This window comes from Rossellomorea sp. NPDC077527, assembly GCF_044542955.1.
Taxonomy (GTDB): domain Bacteria; phylum Bacillota; class Bacilli; order Bacillales; family Bacillaceae_B; genus Rossellomorea; species Rossellomorea aquimaris_E.
Window position 1 is genome coordinate 254,843 of the sequence record NZ_JBITVL010000005.1, and the last position, 19,280, is coordinate 274,122.

The 19,280-nt window shown below is 46.1% G+C and carries 14 protein-coding genes; 2 read left to right on the plus strand and 12 right to left on the minus strand.

The window, feature by feature from the left end:
* Nucleotides 1–337 precede the first annotated feature (337 nt).
* The 8 genes from rpoE to ACIGG7_RS18205 form a co-directional block, all read right to left on the minus strand.
* Nucleotides 338–898 carry a DNA-directed RNA polymerase subunit delta gene (gene rpoE / locus ACIGG7_RS18170; protein WP_397550558.1) on the minus strand — a complete coding sequence of 187 codons (561 nt, stop codon included), beginning with the start codon at nucleotides 896–898 and terminating at the stop codon, nucleotides 338–340.
* Nucleotides 899–1,638: 740 nt separating this feature from the next.
* On the minus strand, nucleotides 1,639–4,905 hold the full coding sequence (gene icmF / locus ACIGG7_RS18175) for a fused isobutyryl-CoA mutase/GTPase IcmF (protein WP_397550559.1): 3,267 nt from the start codon (nucleotides 4,903–4,905) through the stop codon (nucleotides 1,639–1,641).
* Nucleotides 4,902–5,555 carry a TetR/AcrR family transcriptional regulator gene (locus ACIGG7_RS18180; protein ID WP_224944021.1) on the minus strand — a complete coding sequence of 218 codons (654 nt, stop codon included), beginning with the start codon at nucleotides 5,553–5,555 and terminating at the stop codon, nucleotides 4,902–4,904. The genes icmF and ACIGG7_RS18180 overlap by 4 nt, the downstream gene beginning before the upstream one ends.
* 233 nt (nucleotides 5,556–5,788) lie before the next feature.
* Nucleotides 5,789–6,928: an acyl-CoA dehydrogenase gene (locus ACIGG7_RS18185; RefSeq protein WP_397550560.1), complete on the minus strand. Its 1,140-nt coding sequence runs from the start codon at nucleotides 6,926–6,928 to the stop codon at nucleotides 5,789–5,791.
* A gap of 147 nt (nucleotides 6,929–7,075) precedes the next feature.
* On the minus strand, nucleotides 7,076–8,212 hold the full coding sequence (locus tag ACIGG7_RS18190; protein ID WP_224944028.1) for an acyl-CoA dehydrogenase: 1,137 nt from the start codon (nucleotides 8,210–8,212) through the stop codon (nucleotides 7,076–7,078).
* Between the two features lie 23 nt (nucleotides 8,213–8,235).
* Entirely contained in the window at nucleotides 8,236–9,087 is an 852-nt protein-coding gene (locus tag ACIGG7_RS18195; RefSeq protein ID WP_224944031.1) for a 3-hydroxybutyryl-CoA dehydrogenase, read from the minus strand.
* Nucleotides 9,088–9,406: 319 nt separating this feature from the next.
* On the minus strand, nucleotides 9,407–10,594 hold the full coding sequence (locus tag ACIGG7_RS18200; RefSeq protein WP_397550561.1) for an acetyl-CoA C-acetyltransferase: 1,188 nt from the start codon (nucleotides 10,592–10,594) through the stop codon (nucleotides 9,407–9,409).
* A 315-nt stretch (nucleotides 10,595–10,909) separates the two neighbouring features.
* Nucleotides 10,910–13,027 carry a 4Fe-4S dicluster domain-containing protein gene (locus tag ACIGG7_RS18205; RefSeq protein WP_397550562.1) on the minus strand — a complete coding sequence of 706 codons (2,118 nt, stop codon included), beginning with the start codon at nucleotides 13,025–13,027 and terminating at the stop codon, nucleotides 10,910–10,912.
* A gap of 302 nt (nucleotides 13,028–13,329) precedes the next feature.
* Here ACIGG7_RS18205 and cls point away from each other — a divergent pair, with 302 nt between their 5' ends.
* Nucleotides 13,330–14,535 (plus strand): cardiolipin synthase, encoded by a 1,206-nt coding sequence (cls, locus tag ACIGG7_RS18210; RefSeq protein ID WP_397550563.1) that lies wholly within the window; start codon nucleotides 13,330–13,332, stop codon nucleotides 14,533–14,535.
* Between the two features lie 11 nt (nucleotides 14,536–14,546).
* On the plus strand, nucleotides 14,547–15,503 hold the full coding sequence (gene uvsE, locus ACIGG7_RS18215) for a UV DNA damage repair endonuclease UvsE (RefSeq protein WP_397550564.1): 957 nt from the start codon (nucleotides 14,547–14,549) through the stop codon (nucleotides 15,501–15,503).
* Nucleotides 15,504–15,569: 66 nt separating this feature from the next.
* Here the strand turns inward: uvsE and ACIGG7_RS18220 are convergent, their stop codons facing one another.
* The 4 genes from ACIGG7_RS18220 to ACIGG7_RS18235 all read right to left on the minus strand — a co-directional run bounded on the left by ACIGG7_RS18220 (nucleotide 15,570) and on the right by ACIGG7_RS18235 (nucleotide 19,213).
* Nucleotides 15,570–15,749 carry a XapX domain-containing protein gene (locus tag ACIGG7_RS18220; protein WP_032086963.1) on the minus strand — a complete coding sequence of 60 codons (180 nt, stop codon included), beginning with the start codon at nucleotides 15,747–15,749 and terminating at the stop codon, nucleotides 15,570–15,572.
* 102 nt (nucleotides 15,750–15,851) lie between these two features.
* Nucleotides 15,852–17,522, minus strand: a complete 1,671-nt coding sequence (argS, locus tag ACIGG7_RS18225; protein WP_397550565.1) for an arginine--tRNA ligase — start codon at nucleotides 17,520–17,522, stop codon at nucleotides 15,852–15,854.
* A gap of 4 nt (nucleotides 17,523–17,526) precedes the next feature.
* The gene (locus ACIGG7_RS18230; RefSeq protein WP_224944043.1) at nucleotides 17,527–17,964 is read right to left on the minus strand and encodes a YwiB family protein; all 438 of its coding nucleotides are present in this window, start codon (nucleotides 17,962–17,964) and stop codon (nucleotides 17,527–17,529) included.
* A gap of 208 nt (nucleotides 17,965–18,172) precedes the next feature.
* The gene (locus tag ACIGG7_RS18235) at nucleotides 18,173–19,213 is read right to left on the minus strand and encodes an SDR family oxidoreductase (protein ID WP_397550566.1); all 1,041 of its coding nucleotides are present in this window, start codon (nucleotides 19,211–19,213) and stop codon (nucleotides 18,173–18,175) included.
* Between the last annotated feature and the right edge of the window lie 67 nt (nucleotides 19,214–19,280).

The following is a 19,280-nucleotide window of genomic DNA, read 5'->3' on the forward strand; positions in this document are numbered from 1 at the left end:
AGTCCATTCTTCTAAAATAAATTCATGTATCAACCAGCCAAAAGACAGCCTCTTAATTATTAAGATACATAATGATGTAAGGGGTCTTTAAAAGATAGATACGCCCGTTCACGTCAAAGCATTCTTCTTATAAAAACAAAAAACGCCCCGCTTACAATCATGTAAGGGGAGCGTGATATACGTTATTCGTCCCTTTTTAGGGAGCCCAAATAAAATACTACCTTCCTAGACGAAAGAAGTCAAGCATAGAATAAGGATCGAATTTTCAATCATTTTAAGTGTCAAAAAAGCCCCCGGAAGGCCTAAAGCCTAATGGGGGCATAAGGATCAGAAGAAATTACTTTTCTTCCTCTTCTTCATCTAAGTCCTCGTCCTCTTCATCATCGACATCGTCGAATTCATCGATTTCAAGGTCATCATCATCATCTTCATCGATATCCAGATCTTCATCTGCATCGTCTACATCGATATCATCGTCATCATCTGTGAGGTCATCATCATCGTCTGCATCATCAAGATCATCATAATCCAGATCTTCATCGTCCAGATCATCGAAATCATCCAGATCCAGATCTTCGTCCTTCTTCTTGGCTTTTTTCTTTTTGCTGGATTTCATCGTTGGTACCGTTTCTTCCTCGATTTGATCAACCGGGTACCACTCTCGTAATCCCCAACGATTATCACCCATGGCAATGAAACGTCCGTCAATATTCAAATCTGTATAAAATTGAAGCAATCGATTACGTACTTCGTCATCAGAGATTTCAAGCAAACCTTTGATTTCCTTTACTACCTCTTCAAATGCCATTGCTTGCTTCTTCTCTACTAAAATTTCATGTGCCAGCTCAATGAATGATGTTTGACGCAATTCTTCTTTGGATAATTGCTTAAGACTCACTTTACGCACTTCCTTTCTCTATTTCACACTCTACTAAGTAGAGTAAAAAAGGGCAAAAATTCTCCATTATCAATTTTAACCATATTCATCATTATAAACAATATGAAACACTTTATGCTATACCTATCTGGTTTTTCTCGCATTTTTTTCACATCTGGTTTCAAGAGGGTCTTCCATTCCCCCATTTTTCTTGTCTCCGACCGTTCCTGATCACCCGGAAGGCTTCATAGAATAAATAGAAAGACAGCAGGAAAAAAGGAATGGCCCCCAGTTGAATTTGATATAAAAGGATGGCGGCGTATATGGTGAGGATCATTAATATGTAACGTAAAACAGCCTTCACAGTCTCACATCCAAACGTTTGTATCGTCTTATCCGTTCACTTATCTGATAATTCTTATTATATAGGAAATCTTACCCTATAACTATTAAGTTCATGTTAAAAGTTGGTTGAGTTCGTATAAAGGATAGACGGTTTGGTGCGTTTTTAAACTTGTTTGGTTTCTTTTCTCGATTTTTATGAGAGTGGCGATTTTGATTTCGGCTCCAGTCACTCGCTTTCCGCAGGAGTCGAGTGCCTTCCGCTCCAATCAACTTAGTATATTAATCAACAACTGGTTATTAGTACAAAAAAGAATTTTCCTCATCGATAAGACTATGCCTAATCATCACTTTATAGAATGTTCACTGTGAAAAAAGAGACCACTGCACCCACAGTAGTCTCATTTCCTTCATTACCATTACATATTACGTCTGTACTGTCCGCCTACTTCGTAAAGGGCACGGGTGATTTGTCCAAGGCTTGCGACTTTTACCGTTTCCATCAGCTCTTCGAAGATATTGCCTCCACCGACGGCTGCCTGCTTCAATCGGTTCAGGGCTTCTTCTGTTTGATCTTTGTGCTGAGATTGGAAGTCACGCAGGTTATGAATCTGAGTTTCTTTCTCTTCTTTCGTTGCTCGGGCCAGCTCCATGCTGTCCATTTGTTCCTCTGAAGGAGGATTTGGATTCAGGTAGGTGTTCACTCCCACGATCGGTAGCTCACCGGAATGCTTCTTCATTTCGTAGTACATGGATTCTTCCTGGATTTTCCCTCGTTGATACTGGGTTTCCATTGATCCGAGTACTCCGCCACGGTCATTTAAGCGGTCGAATTCAGTCAGCACCATTTCCTCCACGAGATCCGTCAGCTCCTCGACGATGAATGAACCCTGAAGCGGATTTTCGTTTTTGGATAATCCGTGTTCTTTCGTGATGATCATCTGGATGGCCATGGCACGGCGAACGGATTCTTCCGTCGGGGTTGTGATCGCTTCATCATAGGCGTTCGTATGCAGGGAGTTACAGTTATCCTGCAGCGCCATCAAGGCTTGAAGCGTTGTACGAATATCATTGAAATCAATCTCCTGAGCATGAAGAGAACGTCCGGATGTTTGAATGTGATACTTCAACTTCTGACTGCGTTCGTTCGCACCATATTTATCCCGCATCACCGTAGACCAGATGCGGCGCGCTACACGTCCGATCACTGTATACTCGGGATCCAGACCGTTCGAGAAGAAGAACGATAAGTTTGGCGCGAAAGCATTGATGTCCATTCCACGGCTTAAGTAGTACTCTACGTACGTAAATCCATTCGCTAGTGTGAAGGCAAGCTGCGAAATCGGGTTCGCCCCCGCTTCGGCGATATGATAGCCGGAAATCGAAACAGAATAATAGTTTCGTACTTTGTGATCGATGAAGTACTGCTGGATGTCACCCATCATGCGAAGTGCGAATTCAGTTGAGAAGATACATGTGTTTTGGCCCTGATCTTCTTTTAAAATATCTGCCTGCACCGTTCCACGGACAACTTGAAGTGTTTGTTCCTTCACTTCCACATATTCTTCGACTGTGAGTACGCGGCCAAGCTCTTCTTCTTTCATGCGGATCTGCTGATCGATGGCTGTATTCATATACATCGCAAGAATGATCGGTGCCGGACCGTTGATCGTCATGGAAACCGACGTAGACGGCGCGCACAGGTCAAACCCTGCATACAGCTTTTTCATATCTTCCAGCGTACAGATGCTCACGCCGCTTTCCCCTACTTTTCCGTAGATGTCCGGACGGTGATCCGGATCTTCACCGTATAACGTCACAGAATCAAATGCCGTACTCAGGCGTTTTGCATCATCATCCTTCGACAGGTAGTGGAATCGGCGGTTCGTCCGTTCAGGTGTCCCTTCTCCGGCAAACTGACGCTTCGGATCTTCCCCTTTTCGTTTAAAAGGAAATACGCCTGCTGTATAAGGGAATGAACCTGGTACATTCTCTTTGTAAACCCAATCCAGAATCTGACCGTAGTCTTTGTATTTTGGAAGAGATACTTTCGGGATGTCCAGTCCGGATAAACTCTTCGTCTTTAATTCCGTGACGATTTCCCTATCACGGATTTTCGTGATGAATTGATCTTTGCTGTACGTTTCTTTGAGGTTATCCCATTTTTGTAAAATCTGTTTTGATTCTGCTGTTAGTTTATTTTCAACTTCTTCTTTTAACGTTTGAAGGGATGTGACGATACCATCATTCGTTTCTTTTTCATTTACCGCTTCGATGGCCCCTTCAAGCTGGAACATCCGACGTGCCAAATCCACCTGCTCTTCGGCCTTTTTATGATAATTGCGAACCGTTTCGGCAATTTCACGAAGATAGTAACGGCGATTGTTTGGAATGATCACGTTTTGTTTTTCTACATCAACGTTTTTAGAAAAGCCCGTTTTCCAATCCAGTTCCATCTTCTTATTCACGGTTTCGATGATGGCCGCAAACAGGGCGTTCGTCCCCGGATCATTGAACTGACTGGCAATCGTCCCGTATACTGGCATGTCATCGAGCTCTTTATCGAATAGCATATGACTGCGCTGATACTGCTTCTGCACCTGGCGTCTCGCATCCTCCGAGCCTTTGCGTTCGAATTTATTGATGACGATCAGGTCGGCAAAATCAATCATATCGATTTTCTCAAGCTGGGACGGGGCACCGAATTCACTCGTCATGACGTACATGGACATATCACAGATTTCAGCGATTTCCGCATCTCCCTGCCCGATCCCGCTCGTTTCAACGACGATCAGATCATACCCTGCCGCCTTCACGACATTGATCGCGTCTTTGATTGCAAGTGAAAGCTCCGTTTTCGATCCGCGGGTAGCAAGGCTTCGCATGTAGACACGCGGATTGAAGATCGCATTCATACGGATCCGGTCACCTAACAGTGCACCGCCTGTTTTTTGTTTCGTTGGATCGATGGATAGAATCGCGATTTTCTTTTCAGGAAGTTCATTGATAAAACGGCGGATCAGCTCATCCGTCAATGAACTCTTCCCTGCTCCACCTGTTCCTGTAATCCCTAATACCGGCACTTTTTTGGCCAAGTTTTTAATCTCGGAAAAAACGGTTTGGGCTGTAGCCGCGACTTCTTCATTGGCCCCGACTTGGTACTCGGCAAGAGAAATCAGCTTCGAAACCGTGTTCACATTTCCAGTCGAAAGCTTTTCAACTTCTTGATTCACGCTTCCCTTGATGGTCGGGAAATCACATTCCTCGATCATCTTATTGATCATGCCTTGAAGACCCTGCGTACGTCCGTCTTCAGGCGAAAAGATGCGGGCAATCCCGTATTCGTGAAGTTCCTTGATTTCACGCGGGATAATCACCCCGCCGCCTCCGCCATAAATGCGGATGTGGGATGCCCCTCTTTCTTTTAAAAGATCGTACATATATTTGAAGTATTCGACGTGTCCGCCCTGATAAGATGAAATCGCAATCCCCTGAACATCTTCTTGAATAGCAGCATTGACGACTTCTTCTACAGAACGGTTATGTCCCAAGTGGATGACTTCCGCCCCACTTGCCTGGATAATCCGACGCATTATGTTGATCGACGCATCATGCCCGTCAAACAGGCTCGACGCCGTGACAAAACGAACATGGTGCTTTGGTTTATAAATCTCAACCGTGCTCATACTACTCCCCCTGTTCTCCCTTGTTTTTCAAATCCGATGATTCCTGTAAAAAGCAGCTCGATTTGAAGATCGATGTATTCCTCAAGCGTAAATCGCTTCTGCATTGCCCAGCGACGGAATCCCCACATCTGTCCCTGAACGAATACATTTTGAGCCAGCATGTGGCTTTGATTACCATCAAGATCCAGTTTCCCGCTTTCCACGCAGCCTTTGATCAGGTCTTCCACCATCCCGACCATTTCAAGCTCCTTGCGCAGGACATATGGAAGGGCGTCCTTTGAGAGTGATTTCGCTTCCTGATACATGACAAGAACTTCATCCTGCATCCGGTCCATCACCTTGAAGTAATGGGCGATGCCTAGCCGTAAGCTCTCAATCGTCCCTTTTCCCACATCCAGCTCCTCAAGCTCCAATCGAACCTGCTCATAAATGCTGTCACACACTAAATACAGTACATCTTCCTTTGTCCGTATATATTCATAGAGCGTTCCGATACTGAATCCGGCGGCCTTTGCGATCTCTCTAGTCGTGGTGCGATGAAACCCCTTTTGCTTAAATAGAGAGACGGCCCCACGAATCATCTGATCACGCCGCTTTTCCACCAAACGCTCATCCTTAACCGAAGCATGAACTTCCCTCTTCTTATTCAAAACAACCGACCGCCTTTATATTCCGTTTCTCCCATTGACCCCTAACCTCTAATCTAACTGCTTCATCCCCCAACGAAGCAATCAGAACTCTATCTCTATATCAATTCATACCGGGTCTGGCACCCTCAAGCAGCCGTGACACAAACCCCTTTACGCCACGAAACATGCAGAAATCCTTCGGGTGCATGACACGCGTCAGGACTTTAAAGAAAATCTTCTTTAAAATCAATCCCTTACTTCGTCACCATCCGCGAAATAACCAATCTCTGAATCTCCTGTGTCCCCTCATAAATCTGAGTGATCTTCGCATCACGCATATAACGCTCCACCGGATAATCCTTCGTATAACCATATCCACCAAAGATTTGTACCGCTTCCGTCGTTACTTTCATCGCTGTATCCCCGGCCATCAGCTTCGACATCGCCGATTCTTTACCGTATGGAAGCCCTTCAGACTCCAACCACGCAGCTTGGTAGGTTAATAGACGGGAAGCTTCGATGGAAGTCGCCATATCCGCGATCTTAAATGAAATCCCCTGGTTCGCTGCAATCGGCTTACCGAACTGCTCACGCTCTTTGGCATAATCGACGGAAGCATCAAGGGCCCCTTGAGCAATCCCGACTGCTTGAGCGGCAATTCCGTTACGGCCGCCATCAAGAGTCATCATGGCAATCTTGAATCCGTCGCCTTCATTGCCAAGCATGTTCTCTTTTGGCACCTTGCATTCTTCAAATACGATCTCAGTCGTTGGCGATGAACGGATACCGAGCTTCTTCTCTTTCTTCCCTACCGAGAACCCTTCAAAGCCTGCCTCTACAATGAACGCACTCGTTCCACGCTGGCGCTGGGAAGGATCAGTTAATGCAAACACGATATACGTATCAGCAATTCCACCGTTTGTAATGAAAATTTTAGAACCGTTCAATACATAATGATCGCCTTCTAATCGAGCGGTCGTCTTCATACCGCCGGCGTCAGATCCTGAACCTGGCTCTGTCAGACCATAAGCACCGATTTTCTCACCTTGAGCCATCGGGCGAAGATATTTCTGCTTTTGTTCTTCGGTACCGAATTTGTAAACCGGCCATCCTGCAAGCGATGTATGAGCTGAAAGCGTAACTCCCGTGGACGCACACACCCTTGATAGCTCTTCAACGGCGATACAGTACGCGAGATAGTCACTGCCGATCCCGCCGTATTCTTCCGGCCAAGGTATCCCCGTCAGTCCAAGCTCTGCCATCTTCTTGAATATATCCATATCAAAGCGCTCTTCCTCATCACGCTCAGCAGCAGTCGGAGCCACCTCATTCCGCGCGAAATCACGCACCATCTTCCGTATCATTTCATGCTCTTCCGATAATTTAAAATTCATCTCAACTTCCTCCTCATATCTACTTCATACCGGGTCCGGCAACCTCAAAAAGCAGCAAACCCCTTTACGCCACGAAACATCTCAGTATATATCGGGTGCCTGACACGCTAAGAATAAGTGCTCGGCGACACCCTTGCTAGATTTCAATTACACCAACAAATTCTTCCCAATCACCATCCGCTGAATCTCACTCGTACCCTCATAAATCTCCGTCACTTTCGCGTCACGGAACAAGCGCTCAACCGGATATTCCTTCGTGTAGCCATATCCGCCATACACCTGGATCGCCTCCGTCGACACTTCCACCGCTGTTTTCGAAGCAAACAGCTTTGCCATACTGGCTTCTTTCCCGCAGGAATTGTTATTTGTACGAAGATTCGCCGCACGGTACACAAGAAGCTTAGCTCCTTCAACGGCCGTCGCCATATCCGCCAGCTTAAAGCCGATTCCCTGCTGAGCGGCAATCGGTTTGCCAAACTGCACACGTTCTTTGGCATAAGCCGTTGAATAGTCAAATGCTGCTTCAGCGATTCCCAGTGCCTGTGCTGCAATTCCGATTCGACCGACATCAAGATTGGCCATCGCGATTTTGAAGCCTTCCCCTTCTTCACCGAGGAGGTTTTCAGCAGGTACTTTCATATCTTCAAAGGTCAACTGAACGGTCCGGGAACCGTGAAGACCCATCTTATGTTCATCTTTCCCGATCACAAGCCCTGGTGTATCCTTCTCTACGATGAAGGCAGACACCCCGCGGCTTCCTTTTGTCGGATCCGTTGTGGCAAAAACAATATACGTATCTGCCTCACCGCCGTTGGTGATAAAAACTTTCGATCCGTTCACCACATAGTGATCTCCCCGCTTCTCAGCACGGGATTTGAGGCTCTTTGCATCAGATCCTGCACTCGGCTCTGTCAGGCAGAAAGCACCCAGGTATTCTCCCGACGCAAGTTTAGGAAGGTACTTTTGTTTCTGCTCCTCGTTTCCGAAATAAAGGATCGGGTTGGTTCCCACCGACGTATGGACAGATAGGATGACCCCGATGGTGGCACTTACTTTCGACAGCTCGTGAATCGCAATGATATACGAAGTGAAATCCATCTCCGAACCGCCATATTTCTCAGGGGTCGTGATCCCCATCAAACCAAGCTCAGCCATTTTTTTCAGGATTTCTCTCGGGAATTCTCCCTCTTCCATTTTTTCTATAAACGGCTGAATTTCCGTTTCAGCAAAATCCCTGACCATTTTCCTCATCATCTGCTGCTCTTCCGTGAATCGTAACTCCATGACTGTTTCCCCCCTGATGTTCGTTATTCGTACGAATAGAAACCGCGGCCTGTTTTCTTACCCAGCCAGCCGGCCTTCACATATTTTCTAAGCAGTGGACACGGGCGGTATTTATCATCACCGAAGCCTTCGTGCAGTGTTTCCATGATGTATAGGCAAGTATCGAGTCCGATGAAGTCAGCTAACGTAAGAGGTCCCATTGGGTGATTCATACCGAGCTTCATCACTTCGTCAATTGCTTCTTTGCTCGCCACTCCTTCATACAGGGTGTAGATCGCTTCATTGATCATCGGCATCAAAATCCGGTTTGACACGAATCCAGGGAAATCTTCCACTTCCACCGGCACTTTATTAAGGGACTTCGTCATGTCTTCAATCACCTGATACACTTCATCCGTCGTCGCCAATCCACGGATGATCTCCACAAGCTTCATCACGGGTACCGGATTCATGAAATGCATCCCGATCACTTGCTTCGGACGCTTCGTCGCTGCAGCGATTTCCGTGATTGGAAGGGATGAGGTATTAGAAGCAAGGATTGTATGCTCCGGCGTAATTTCATCTAGTTGAGCAAAAATTTTCGTTTTGATGTCCATATTTTCAACGGCCGCTTCAATGACGATATCAACCTGCTTGGCATCGTGGATATCCGTTGAAGCCTTCAGGCGGTTCAACGTGGCTGTCTTATCTTCTTCCGTCATTCTCCCTTTTTCAACGGAACGCGTCAGGTTCTTCGTGATAACGCCCATTCCCTTTTGAACAAACTCTTCTTTCAAATCGTTCAGATACACATTGAATCCAGCTTGAGCACATACCTGTGCAATTCCGGAGCCCATTTGACCTGCACCGATGACCATTACGTTTTTGATGTTCATTTTGTTCTCCCCTTTGCTATGGTTAACACTAGTAATCTAGTTGGTTTGGTTTTGCGTTTTGTATTCAGCTGCTGTTTTTGTGGGTTTTTTCAGCAGCTGAACCTATCACGGTAATTACTGTACCTGGTACAATCCGTTCATTTTGTACCAGGTACAAATCTGTTCATTTGTACCTGGTACACAGCTCAATTCCAGTTGATTGGTTTTGCGTTTTCAGCTGCTGACTTTATGAGTTTATTTAACTAGCTGAACCTATCAAGGAAAATCTGTACCAGGTACAAACCTGTTCATTTGTACCTGGTACAACCACTCAATCCCCCTACTGCTTCGCCACCTCAATCATAATCGCATCCCCTTGACCGCCTCCGCTGCAGATCGAGGCAATTCCGATGCCTCCGCCTCGGCGTTTCAGCTCGTATGCCAGGGTCAGGATAATGCGCGCTCCACTTGCTCCAATCGGATGACCGAGGGCAACCGCTCCACCGTTTACGTTGACTTTTTCCGGATCCAGTCCGGCGATTTTCCCGCTGGTCAATGCAACCGCAGCAAATGCCTCGTTAATTTCAAACAGATCGATTTCTTCCAGTGATTTCCCGGTTTTCTTGAGAAGCTCATTGATGACCAGTCCCGGTGTTTGCGGGAAGTCTTTTGCTTCAACGGCAATCGATGTGTGACCAAGGATCGTCGCTAGCGGCTGTTTTCCTTCTTTCATTGCTCTTTCTTCGCTCATCAATACCATGGCAGCCGCTCCGTCGTTGACTCCTGGTGCGTTTCCTGCCGTGATCGTCCCTTCTGATCCGAAGACAGGACCTAATTTAGCCAGCGCCTCGATGGACGTTTCTTTCCTTGGTGCTTCATCTTTATCGACGATGACAGGATTGCCTTTACGCTGTGGCACTTCGACGGCGACGATTTCTTCACCTAGTACGCCTTCTTCCGTTGCTTTCACTGCCCGTTGATGGCTTCTGAGTGACCATTGATCCTGTTCTTCCCTTGATAGTTCGAATTCCTTCGCTGTTTCGTTTCCGTACGTTCCCATGTGGACGTTGTTGAAGCTGCACGTCAGTCCGTCATGAACCATCAGGTCCTTTACTTGTGAATCGCCCATTTTGAATCCCCAGCGCGCTTTCGGCAGGATGTAAGGAGCGTTGGACATGGACTCCATTCCACCTGCCACGATCACTTCGCCGTCGCCTGCACGGATGATCTGGTCTCCCAGTGTGACGCTCCGCATTCCGGAAGCACACACTTTATTGATCGTTTCCGTTTTGACATTCCACGGTAATCCCGCATGGCGTGAGGCTTGACGTGAAGGGATTTGCCCCTGGCCGCCTTGTAAAACCGATCCCAGGATGACTTCTTCCACTTCTTCTCCGCTTACGCCGGCACGTTTCAACGCTTCCTTCACGGCAAATCCGCCAAGCTCTGAAGCAGTAAAACTGCTGAGACTTCCTCCAAATTTTCCAAAAGGCGTTCTAGCTCCATCTAAAATAACCGTTTTTCCCATCTCCATCGCTCTCCTTTATATGGGTTACATTCGACAAATTGTATACGCTTTCAATTAACATTAAAAAATTTTGACTGACTTTCGACTGAACGCTCGCTCAACTAATTCTCACAAGAGAAGGGACAATTTTTGTCCCCAATATATCTCTATTGTACTTCATATTGAGTGTGAGCGCACCCGATTTTTTAGAAAGTTTTTATTTTTCCATCAAATTTATTATTGTAGAAAAACAATAGGAGTGAAACGCAATAGAGGCTATTTTGTTTCACTCCTGAATGTTCACTTCAATTCATTATTGGATCAATAATATTCTTTTTAAGAAGCTGCCGGCTGATCCTTTTGATCGCCACAAACGGCTTTTTCCAGGATTTCTGCTACGTCCAGCGTCGAAACCGTTTCTTCCACTTCCTTCGCTTTCGTACCATCCGATAGCATCGTCAGGCAGTAAGGACAACCTGAGCTGATGACCGACGGACTGACAGCCAGTGCCTGCTCGGTACGGGAGACGTTGACGCGGTGACCTGCGTCTTCTTCCATCCACATCAGTCCTCCACCTGCTCCACAGCACATTCCTTTTTCTCGGTTACGTTCGATCTCAACCAATTTCACGCCGGAAATCGATTTCAGGATTTCACGCGGTGGATCATACACTTCGTTGTATCGGCCAAGGTAACAAGAGTCGTGGAAGGTGATCGTTTCGTTCACTTCGTATTGCGGTTTCAGGCGACCTTCCTGTACAAGCTGGTGCAGAAGTTCTGTATGGTGGTAGACCTCTGCTTCCAGACCAAAGTCCGGATACTCATTTTTAAAGATGTTGTACGCATGTGGATCGATCGTGACAATCTTCTTGATCTCATGCTTTTCAAATTCGGCGATGTTTTGACCGGCAAGCTCTTGGAATAAGAATTCATTTCCGAGACGTCGCGGTGTATCACCAGAGTTTTTCTCTTTATTTCCAAGGATCGCGAACTTCACTCCCGCTTCGTTCATCAGCTTGGCAAAGGATAGCGCAATCTTTTGGCTTCGGTTATCAAATGAACCCATGGATCCGACCCAGAATAGGAATTCGAAGTCTTCTCCGGCTTTTTTCATTTCTTTTACCGTAGGGATCGTGACGTCTTCTCTCGCTTCACGCCAATTTTCACGCTCTTTACGGTTCAGACCCCAAGGATTCCCCTGGCGCTCGATGTTTTGCATGGCGCGCTGTGCGTCTGCATCCATCTTTCCTTCCGTCAGTACGAGGTAACGGCGAAGGTCGATGATTTTATCTACGTGTTCGTTCATCACCGGACATTGGTCTTCACAGTTACGGCACGTTGTACATGCCCAGATTTCTTCTTCCGTGATGACATCCCCGATCAAGCTTGGGCTGTAAGTAGCCCCTGCTGCCGCTTCTTCAGCCGCTTGAGTCGCACTTGCCATGGCAAGCTGGTTGCCTTTTGTGCCGTTGAATGCGAATGTCGGCACCCAAGGTTTCTTCTGTGTCACGACCGCTCCGTGATTTGTCAGGTTATCACGTAATTTTACGATCAGGTCCATTGGAGAAAGCATTTTCCCTGTACCTGTTGCCGGACACATATTTGTACAGCGACCACATTCCACACATGCGTAGAAATCGATCATTTGATGCTGTGTAAATTCTTCAATTTTCCCTACTCCGAAGCTTTCTGCTGATTCATCTTCAAAGTCGATCGGCTTCAGCTTTCCAGGGTTGTCTAAGCGATTAAAATAAACATTGGCAGGACCTGCGATTAAATGTGCGTGCTTGGATTGCGGCACATACACAAGGAAGGCCAATAAGAATAGTAAATGAATCCACCATGCCACATAGAAAATGGCGATGGAAGCCGTTTCTCCGATGCCTCCAAGAGCCCCTGCAATCAATGACGCAATCGGCTCCGTCCAGGCAAGCTCTTCACCATGCCAGATGATGCCCATTCCGTTCCCGACAAGGACGGAAAGCATTAATCCACCGATGAATAACAGAACGAGTCCTGATTTGAACCCTCTTTTTAAACGGACAAGCTTTTCCACATAGCGGCGATGGAATGCCCACACAACCGCGACAAGGATCATCAGTGTGACAATTTCCTGGAAGAAAGTAAAACCAGGATATAATGGACCAAGCGGCAGGTGACTTCCAGGTGCCAGTCCTTTCCAGATGAAGTCAATGGCCCCGAATTGGACCAGGATGAACCCATAGAAGAACATGACGTGGATTGCTCCACTTTTCTTATCCTTCAGAAGTTTCTTCTGTCCAAAGACATTGACCAGGATCTTCTGGAATCGCTCTTTGAATCGTTTGTCGAACTCCACTTTCTTCCCGAGCTTAATATATTCAATTCTCGTCTTTACTACATACACAAACAGACTCAGTGCATAAACGGTCACAAGAACAAATGCGACCCAATTGAGAATGAGTAACCCATTCATAGACAAACACTCCCCCTTCTTTGGTCCGTCGAACTTCCCCTTTGTTCAAACTTTTACAAACCAAATTAATATTCTGAATAGTTCATATCTCCATTATATTATGAATGAGCATTCAGTCAATGGTTTTTGTTAAGAAAAATGAAAACCTTTTCATGAACGGATATTCATTTTCTGAAAAGAAACAGGACGATTTGTCCCTGCCACAGGTTTCAAAAGCGCTTGTAAATGGGAAAAGAAGAAAGAATGCAATGTACATAAATTTCAGGACATACTAAAGATAATGCAAATGAGAGAGTGATTCTATGTGGTGGTTAATCCTGCTGATGATCGTTGCCGCAGTTATCGGATGGCTGATGATCGATTTTAAATTAGGAAGAAGTCATTTTATCCGGACGCGGACAAGAAGAGATTATGAGAAACGAATGAGTGATATTCAACTGTTTTCAAGGGGACCCGAGCTTTTTGATCAAATGTTTAAAGAGATGAAAGAAGCCAAGTCCTCCATTCATGTTTTATTTTATATCGTACAGGATGACCATTTTGCCCTGAGGTTCTTGGAATTACTGAAAGGAAAGGCCCAAGAAGGGATCGAGGTTAGGCTTCTTATGGATCAGATCGGGAGTCATAACGTTCCTAAATCGAAGGTGAAGGAAATTCGGGATGCGGGTGTAGAAGTGGATTTCTGTCGCAGGGTGAAGCTTCCCTACCTGTTCTTTTCCTCCCAACAGCGGAATCACCGGAAGATCACTGTCATCGACGGCGTGATCGGTTATTTGGGCGGGTATAATATCGGGAAGGAGTACATCGATGAAAACGATATTCCTGAGCTTTCTCCTTGGAGGGATTATCACCTCCGCCTTGAAGGGGAAGGCGTTCACGATCTACAGACGGAATTTTGTATCGACTGGTTCCGCGCAACACGAAAGGATCTGAAGGACGAAGCAAAGTATTTCCCAGATGCTGAAAAAGGATGCATCCAGCATCAGATTTTCCCGACGGAAGGCATCAATATTGAAGACTTCTTTGGGAAATTCATCGATGAAGCGCAAGTTGAAATTATCATCGGAACGCCGTACTTCATCCCCACCCCCAAATTAATGGATGCCCTATTGGGTGCATTAGACAGGGGTGTCACCGTCAAGATCATCATCCCAAACAATGCAGATCATATGCTGGTGAAGGAAGCGGCCTTTCCGTATTTCAGACCTCTGCTCGCAAAAGGAGCACAAGTGTATCAATTCATGAACGGTTTTTACCATGCCAAGGTGCTGGTCGTCGATGATCACTTCTGTGATATCGGAACGGCGAACTTTGATAAGAGAAGTTTTTTCATCAATTTTGAAATCAATAATCTAATTTTCGATAAAGGGTTCATTCAAACATTGAAAGAGGAAATGAAAAAAGACATGGAGGCATCCGATATGTTGAGCGAGAACGATCTTGCATCAGTCTCCCTCCTTACCCGTATAAAAGAGCGGATCGGGTCATCCATTTCGATCTTACTTTAGGGGGATGACACATGAAAGTCCGATTCGGATTCGTGGCGAACTCCCTCTCCTTATGGGACGCAAGCCCGGCCAAGACCATGACATACAAACGTTACACAGAGTTGCCTAGAAATGAGCGCATGGATCGCCTGAAGGAAGTGACGGCGTTAAATCTGGAGCATACGAAGCGCATCCTCTATCTATGTGCTGCTCATGAAATTAAACTGTACCGATTATCAAGCTCCCTCGTCCCCCTCGCCACCCATCCGGAAGTGGAATGGGATTTCTACTCTCCTTTTCAACATGAGTGGAAAGAGCTCGGTGATCTGATCAAGGAGTTCGAAATCCGATCGAGCTTTCATCCGAATCAGTTCACGTTGTTTACAAGTCCTAAAGAACATGTGACGGACAATGCCGTAAAGGATATGGTATATCACTACAGGATGCTAGAGTATATGGGGATTGAAAAGAAGTCCGTCATCAATATTCATATCGGGGGAAGCTACGGGGATAAGGAAGCGACATTGGTCCGTTTCCATGAAAATTTGAAGAGTCTCCCGCTTGATGTGAAGGATATTATGACATTGGAAAATGACGACAAGACGTATACCGTCAACGAAACGTTGGGTGTTTGCGAGAAAGAGGATATTCCGATGGTCCTCGACATTCATCATCACGAAGCGAATCCGGGTGATGTGCCTCTTGAAAATCAGCTTGAACGTATTTTTGCCACCTGGGACAGGAGAGATTTAGTTCCTAAAATCCATATCTCTTCTCCTAAATCGGAAAAGGCATTCCGTTCACATGCGGATTTGGTTGATCCGGGATTTGTGGAAGGCTTCTTCAAAACGCTGAAGAATATGGATCAGGACGTTGATTTTATGGTGGAAGCGAAGCATAAGGATCAGGCCATGCTGCAACTGATTGAAGACCTCTCTTCTATTAGGGGGGTAAAGCGGATTAGTGGGGGGACGCTTGAATGGTCGTAAAAAAAGATGGGCACGTGGTGTCCATCTTTTTTTGTTTGGAAGCTGTGGCTTCTCGTATGTACGATGTTATTTGAACACGGACTCGATCCAGGGCTGGATCGCCATGAACGCCTTAAACCCAAGGTAAATGCCCACAATTCCGGCAATTCCGGCCAGGGCGGGCGGTGCCGGTATCGGGAGCTTGAACAGAGCAAAGATAAACCCGACCAAAAAACCGGTTACAATCGCTAAAACAACCGTCTTCATACCATTCTCCTCCTACATTCATCTACCATTATTATACGTTAAACCGTGAAAAATATAAGAAAAAAAGGTCCATCCTGTGAGGGACGGACCTTTAAGACGAATTTACATTTTTTCAGGGGCTGCTACACCAATCAAGGCAAGAGCGTTTTGCAACGTAACACGTACCACTTTCACTAAAGCGAGACGAGCTGTCGTCAGCTCACGATTTTCCTCATCAAGAACTTTGTTGGCATTGTAGAAGCTGTGGAAAGCAGATGCCAGATCATTGATGTAGTTCGCTACACGGTGAGGCGTGCGCTTCTCTGCCGCATCAGCGATCATTTGTGGGAATTCACCCAGCTTTTTCAGTAAGTCGACTTCTTTTTCCGTACCGATCAGCTTTAAGTCGATCTTGTCTTCAGACGCCAGTCCCTGTTCTTCTGCCTGACGCAGGATGCTGCAAATACGCGCATGAGCATATTGAGCGTAGTACACAGGATTTTCGTTGGATTGTGATACGGCTAAGTCCAGGTCAAAGTCCATATGCGTGTCAGCACTTCTCATAGCAAAGAAATAACGGACCGCATCAAGTCCAACCTCTTCCACTAGCTCACGTAACGTAACGGCTTTCCCTGTACGCTTACTCATCTTCATCTTTTCACCATTTTTATAAAGGTGAACAAGCTGAATCACTTCAACTTCTAGTTTGTCACGGTTAAAGCCGAGTGCTTCAATGGCTGCTTTCATACGAGGGATGTATCCGTGATGGTCCGCCCCCCAAATATTGATCAACACATCATGTCCACGCTCAAATTTATCCTGGTGATACGAAATATCCGGTGTCAGGTACGTGTAAGTGCCGTCATTCTTGATGAGAACGCGGTCTTTGTCATCTCCAAGCTCTGTGGAACGGAACCAGGTCGCACCGTCTTCTTCGTATACGTGACCGTTGTCTCTCAATGTTTTCAATGCTGCATCGATTTTCCCATTTTCATAAAGGGATGTTTCAGAGTACCAAACATTGAATGGGACACGGAACATTTCAAGGTCGTTTTGAAGCTTGGCCATTTCAATCTTCAGGCCGTATTCACGGAAAAACTTGTAACGCTCTTCATCACTTACTTCCGCATACTTGGAGCCGAATTCTTCCGCCAATTTCTTTCCGATTTCAATGATGTCCGCACCGTGATACCCGTCTTCAGGCATCGCTTTGTCTTGTCCAAGCGCTTGGAAATAGCGGGCTTCTACTGAAATCGCCAGGTTATGGATCTGATTTCCGGCATCATTGATATAGTATTCACGGGTTACGTTATAGCCTGCTTTTTCAAGGACGTTACATAGGGAATCGCCGACAGCCGCTCCACGGGCATGACCAAGGTGAAGATCTCCAGTAGGATTGGCAGAAACGAACTCGACGTTTACTCTTTCGCCGTTTCCAGCATCTGATTGACCGTATTCCTGATCTTGATCGAGAATTAACGGGATCAAGTCTGTTAAGTATTCGTTGTTCATGTAGAAATTGATGAAACCGGGTCCTGCAATCTCCATTTTTTCAATGGAAGCTTTGGACTGGTCAAAGTTTGCAACAATGTCATCGGCAATCATACGCGGAGCTTTTTTCGCTACGCGTGCAAGCTGCATCGCCATATTCGTTGAATAATCACCGTGTGACTTTTCCTTCGGTGTTTCAAGAATCACATCCGGGATCTGATCCTCTGTTGCGAGTCCTGCTTTCAGAACCGCTGCTTTGATTTCGGCTTTCAGGTTTTCTTGTACTTTTTCGACGATATTCATATCCCTATGCTTCCTCCTTATAGTGAATGGACATAACATAATCCCCAACCGGGCTGTCCTGCATCTTTAACTCGTATGAAAGGTTGAAGTTCCCTTCAAGCTTCGAGTCACTCTGTGTATGTGAAAGTGTGTTCGTTTTAGTTGTAAGTAAGAGGGTACCGAGCTGGCTCTCGTAAGATCCGTTCTGTTCCTCGAGTTCGTTGAAGGCCATTCTCATTTTGACTGCACCGCTTCTGAGAATGAGGGCCTGTCGATCTGTGACTTTGACAATCGTATGAGTGGTCCCTTCCTCTTGCACCTCATCGTACTTTAGAAAAATGGCATCCCCTTTTTCATAGTATCGACCAAATGATACCAATTCAAAAGAGTCACTTTCCTCTCCTATTGTGATCTTGGTTTTCAAGTGAACTTTGACAGGTGTAGAATCCGCTTTTGCCGTCAAACCACTCACATCCTTTTCTTTTTAGGGTCCGATCAAGTGATGGGTCCGTCCCTCGAATGGACGTCCCTTCCTTCTAACTAATTAAGTATAAGAAGTATTGGGGGAAATTGCAATGGAACAGGGTGAGTTTTCATTTTTTGGAGGGAATGTAAGCGGATTTATGGGAAAGAGCCTCGACTTCATGGAAGGCAAGGCTCTTTCTAGATCTCTATTTTTTTATGAGGCCGTCCCGTTTCATTTGGTTCACCTGATCTGTGAATGTCGTTTCGAGACTTCTATAGGTCATCCCGAGCTCCCCGATGCTTTTCTTCGTATCAAATTTGACCGGGAATCCTACGTTTTTGCTTACATATGGTCGTGTAAGGCCCACTGTGGGAGCGATCAGCCAGATGAGAGGCTTAGGAACGACCCTGGTCGGAAGGGGATACTCGTTAGGGAAGTTCTTTTCAATCAGCTTCGCGATTTCGATGAACGTGATTTCCCCGCCTGAAAGGATGTAGCGTCCTTTGGCTTCAGGGGTGAATGCTGCAAGCATATGGGCTTTCGCGATGTCCCTTACGTCCACTACTCCTGTTGCGAGATCCGGCACCCCGGTCTTAAAGCCACCGGTCAGAAACGATAGAATCGTAGATGTGCTTGTCGAGTCCGTCCGTTTTGTCAGGGCAGGACCCATGACAAAGGAAGGATTAATGGTAACAAGATCCCAGCGGTCCTGAGCTTTCATCATCTTCCATGCTTCTTTTTCTGCCACAGTTTTGGAGTAATTGTAAGGCTGATGATCCGTTGAGCTCGTCGTATTCCAATCCTCTTCTGTGAAATGTGGCTTCCCTTTCATATCGATGTGGTCCCCGAAGATCGCCACGACGCTGCTGGTCAGGACGACACGCTTGACGGACTCTGCCTTATTTACTGAGGTTAACACGTTTTGCGTTCCTTTTTTTGCCGGCTCCACCAGTTCTTTTTCAGGGTCTTTGATGCCGTTGATGAGAAAGGGTGACGCGGTATGGAAAACGTACTCCGAGCCATCGACGGCTTGATCGAAGCTGCCTTCCTTTAAAAGGTCTGCTTCGTAAATGGTCAATGTTCCTGGAGTCGAATATTCAATGTCTTTTAGATGCTGGTATTTTTCTTCTTTTTGCAGGCTGCGGACGGTCGTTCTCACGTCGTGACCTTGTTCGAGCAATTCTTTCACGAGCCAGGAGGCTACAAAACCTGTTCCGCCGGTTACAAGCACGGTTGATGGATTCATATGATCATCCTTCTTTCTTTTTTATACAAGAGGTCCGTCCCTCTAGTTGGTTTATATGTTTAAAACT

Coding starts and splice junctions, on each gene's coding strand:
- icmF (WP_397550559.1), bottom strand. CDS start 4,905: ATGAGCACGGTTGAGATTTATAAACCAAAGCACCATGTTCGTTTTGTC.
- ACIGG7_RS18185 (WP_397550560.1), bottom strand. CDS start 6,928: ATGAATTTTAAATTATCGGAAGAGCATGAAATGATACGGAAGATGGTG.
- ACIGG7_RS18190 (WP_224944028.1), bottom strand. CDS start 8,212: ATGGAGTTACGATTCACGGAAGAGCAGCAGATGATGAGGAAAATGGTC.
- ACIGG7_RS18195 (WP_224944031.1), bottom strand. CDS start 9,087: ATGAACATCAAAAACGTAATGGTCATCGGTGCAGGTCAAATGGGCTCC.
- ACIGG7_RS18200 (WP_397550561.1), bottom strand. CDS start 10,594: ATGGGAAAAACGGTTATTTTAGATGGAGCTAGAACGCCTTTTGGAAAA.
- ACIGG7_RS18205 (WP_397550562.1), bottom strand. CDS start 13,027: ATGAATGGGTTACTCATTCTCAATTGGGTCGCATTTGTTCTTGTGACC.
- cls (WP_397550563.1), top strand. CDS start 13,330: ATGTGGTGGTTAATCCTGCTGATGATCGTTGCCGCAGTTATCGGATGG.
- uvsE (WP_397550564.1), top strand. CDS start 14,547: ATGAAAGTCCGATTCGGATTCGTGGCGAACTCCCTCTCCTTATGGGAC.
- ACIGG7_RS18220 (WP_032086963.1), bottom strand. CDS start 15,749: ATGAAGACGGTTGTTTTAGCGATTGTAACCGGTTTTTTGGTCGGGTTT.
- argS (WP_397550565.1), bottom strand. CDS start 17,522: ATGAATATCGTCGAAAAAGTACAAGAAAACCTGAAAGCCGAAATCAAA.
- ACIGG7_RS18235 (WP_397550566.1), bottom strand. CDS start 19,213: ATGAATCCATCAACCGTGCTTGTAACCGGCGGAACAGGTTTTGTAGCC.